This is a genomic window from Streptomyces soli (assembly GCF_003999195.1).
GTDB lineage: Bacteria > Actinomycetota > Actinomycetes > Streptomycetales > Streptomycetaceae > Actinacidiphila > Actinacidiphila soli.
Genome location: NZ_RJVR01000385.1, coordinates 1 through 2,774, shown reverse-complemented (window position 1 = coordinate 2,774; position 2,774 = coordinate 1). Strand labels below are relative to the sequence as shown.

The following is a 2,774-nucleotide window of genomic DNA, read 5'->3' as shown; positions in this document are numbered from 1 at the left end:
CGTCGTCAGCACCGCCCGGTCCCTGGCCACCCGCCAGCTGACCAAATGGGGCCTGGAACGCCTGGCGACGGCCACAGAGCTGATCGTCAGCGAACTGGCCACCAACGCCATCCGCCACGGCACAGGCCTCATCCGCCTGCGCCTGATCCGGCACCAGATCCTGACCTGCGAAGTCTCCGACACCAGCAACATCCTCCCGCGCCTGTGCCACCCCCGCACCACCGACGAGCGGCCGCGGCCTCTTCCTCGTCAACCGGTTCTCCCACCGACAGGGAACGCACTGCACAGCGGGCGGCGGCAAGATCGTTTGGGCAGAACAGGAACTGACACCCGGGATCTGAAACATGCAGTGACTCTCGCGGTGGTGCCCCGGCTGCCCCCGATGCCCTGCGCTTGCGCTATGAGCGACTGGTCGCGGGTTCCCACGACCCCGATGTCTCCTGGTGGAACTGGGTGATCCGACTGCGCGATGAGGGCTGCCTGGTGGGCACGGTCCAGTCGACAGCGGGGCTACAGCCCAACTGATCCACAGACCTTGACAATTACTCACTCCACCACGGGCTGGGGGTCCAGCTTCGTGGCGGTGACGACCTCTGCTTTGCTGCTGCACAATCCGCAGAAGACGGCATAGGTGGAGCCGTCGTTGGAGTACAGGGCCGGGACCTTCATGATGATGTCCTGGTTGGGGCAGCCAACGGTGTGGCAGACCGCCTCGGCGTAGTAGAAGGTCGCGGGTTCGAGGGCCTGTGGGGTGCTCATTCCGCAATCACTATCCAGTCGACGTTGGTGATGGTGGACGTGGTATTCGACCGCGTGACCCACACGGTGAAGCCGGTGGCTGTCTGGTTCGTAACTCCGATACCCAGCAGGGTGGTCCCTGCCGTTGCGGTAGCCCCTGTGGCGACCACGCGGAAGGCGGTTCCTGTCAGGTTGAGCCCTGTGACCTGCACGCTGGTCGCGGTGTTTGCCGCCGTGGTGGTGACGACCGCCCGGCCGCGAGCGATGTTCCCGGCCGTGAGCATGCCAGCAACGGACGCGCCGGTGTCGACGACCAGGCCGCCGAGGTCGGTGAAGTCCAGGTTCTTCGCGTTCGCATCAATGTGGAACCCGGCGCCGCGCACTTCCACGTTGGTGAAGCCACCGCCACCGCCGGACCCGTTGGAGGCGTACGACACGACCCGCGAGGTGCCATTGGTGTCCTTCGCGGCGTCCCAGAAGCTGTAGGCGGTGCCGTCCAGGGCGTCGGTGGCCTCGATTCTGACCGTGCCCCCGGACACGCCTTGCACGGGCGAGTTCATCCGGAGCGTGGCGGAGCCACGGGAGACGTACGGGGCTTCGACGATGGTCTGAGGCTGGAGCTGGCCGCCACCCAGGTCGAGGACGTCGGAGCTGATCTGCCCGGGGGTGACCTCGCTTGCCTGGCCGCTATAGATGAGCAGGGCGCCGGAGGTTCCGGGGCCGCCGTTCGGGTCCATCACCAGGCGGCGGCCAGACGCCGCGGTGCGGACAATGGCACCGGTGACGGTGGCACCGGTGATCGTGCCGCCGGTGATCGTCTTACCGGCGATGGCGTCCGCGGCAATCACGTCGCTCGTGATGGACAGGGCCTTGATCTGCGCGGCGGTGATGGACTGGCCGACGATCCTGTCCGCGTTCAGGGTGCCCGCAGAAATCCTGTCGCCATTGATGGTGCCCGCGACCATCTTTGGCGTGGTGATCGCGCCGTCCGCGATCTGCACCCCGGGGACCACGGCACGCACTACCGCGTTGTCCCACCACACGGTTCCAGCGGTGGCCTGGAAGCTCTCTACGGCGATGGAGACCTTCGCGGCATTGGCCGGGGCGGTGACGGTAGCCGTGAGGCGCTGCCAGGTCGGCCCGAGCACCGGCTGTGATGCTTGCGCCACACCCCAGGCGAAGGTCACCCCGGTGCTGTCCTGCCACGACGCGTAGAACTTGATGGCCTGCCCGGCCCAGTCCGAGGAGCACTGGTAGTCGACCGCCAGATACAGCTGCTCGCCCGGCAGGATCGAGAACGTCGTCAGATTCATGCCTCGAGTGGTGGCGCCTGCCGAGGCCGCGGAGACCCTGAGCGACTTGGGCGACCCATTGCCCTTGGTGGAGTCGATAGACCAGGAGGCTCCCGCTGCGGCCACCAACGCCGCCGTGTACGGGCCCTCAAAGCTCGGGTCACTCAAGAGGTTCGAGCCGCCGACGACGGTGAGCTTGTCGGTGGTGATCGACCCGGCGGCCAGGTTCGCCGCGGCGATCGTCCCCGCCGCGATCTCCGCGCCGGTGATCGAGCCGCCGAAGATCTGCGCGGCGGTGATGCTCTTGCTGGTGATCTTCGCGGCGTCGAGGGTGCCCGCAGCGATGCGGTCACCACTGATGGTGTTGGCGACCATCTTGTTCGTGGTGATCGCGCCGTCGGCGATCATCGTGCCGGGGACCACCGGGCGGACCGCCGCGTTGTCCCACATCACCGTCCCGGCGGTGCCCTGGAAGCTCTGGCAGACGATGCGGGCCTTGACCGTGAGGGCCGGTGCGGTGAGGGTGCCGGACAGACGCTGCCAGGTCGGCCCGAGGACCGGCGTGCTGGTCTCCACAGTGCTGTAGCTGATGTCTGCCCCGGCGGAGTTCAGCCAGGCCACGTACATCTTGATCGTGGCCCCAGCCCAGTGAGGAAGTTTCATCGTGATTCGTGCAGGTCGTCGGCCCTGGCGTGACCAACAGTTGGAGTGCTCGCGCATGTCGCGATCATGATCGCGTCGGGG

The 2,774-nt window shown here is 67.1% G+C and carries 2 protein-coding genes and 2 pseudogenes; 2 read left to right on the top strand and 2 right to left on the bottom strand.

Annotated features, from left to right (window positions below):
• Both EFK10_RS51705 and EFK10_RS45980 read left to right on the top strand, forming a co-directional pair.
• Nucleotides 1-341: pseudogene (locus tag EFK10_RS51705) on the top strand (ATP-binding protein); the annotation flags it as partial.
• Nucleotides 342-360: 19 nt separating this feature from the next.
• A pseudogene (locus tag EFK10_RS45980) lies at nucleotides 361-504 on the top strand (GNAT family N-acetyltransferase); the annotation flags it as partial.
• Between the two features lie 42 nt (nucleotides 505-546).
• Here the strand turns inward: EFK10_RS45980 and EFK10_RS45975 are convergent.
• A complete protein-coding gene (locus EFK10_RS45975) occupies nucleotides 547-759 on the bottom strand; it encodes a hypothetical protein (protein ID WP_127361570.1) in 213 nt (70 codons plus the stop codon).
• Nucleotides 756-2,693, bottom strand: coding sequence for a hypothetical protein (locus EFK10_RS45970; RefSeq protein ID WP_127361569.1), 1,938 nt, complete (start codon nucleotides 2,691-2,693; stop codon nucleotides 756-758). Before EFK10_RS45970 ends, EFK10_RS45975 begins: the two co-directional genes overlap by 4 nt.
• Nucleotides 2,694-2,774 lie beyond the last annotated feature (81 nt).

Coding starts and splice junctions, on each gene's coding strand:
- EFK10_RS45975 (WP_127361570.1), bottom strand. CDS start 759: ATGAGCACCCCACAGGCCCTCGAACCCGCGACCTTCTACTACGCCGAG.
- EFK10_RS45970 (WP_127361569.1), bottom strand. CDS start 2,693: ATGAAACTTCCTCACTGGGCTGGGGCCACGATCAAGATGTACGTGGCC.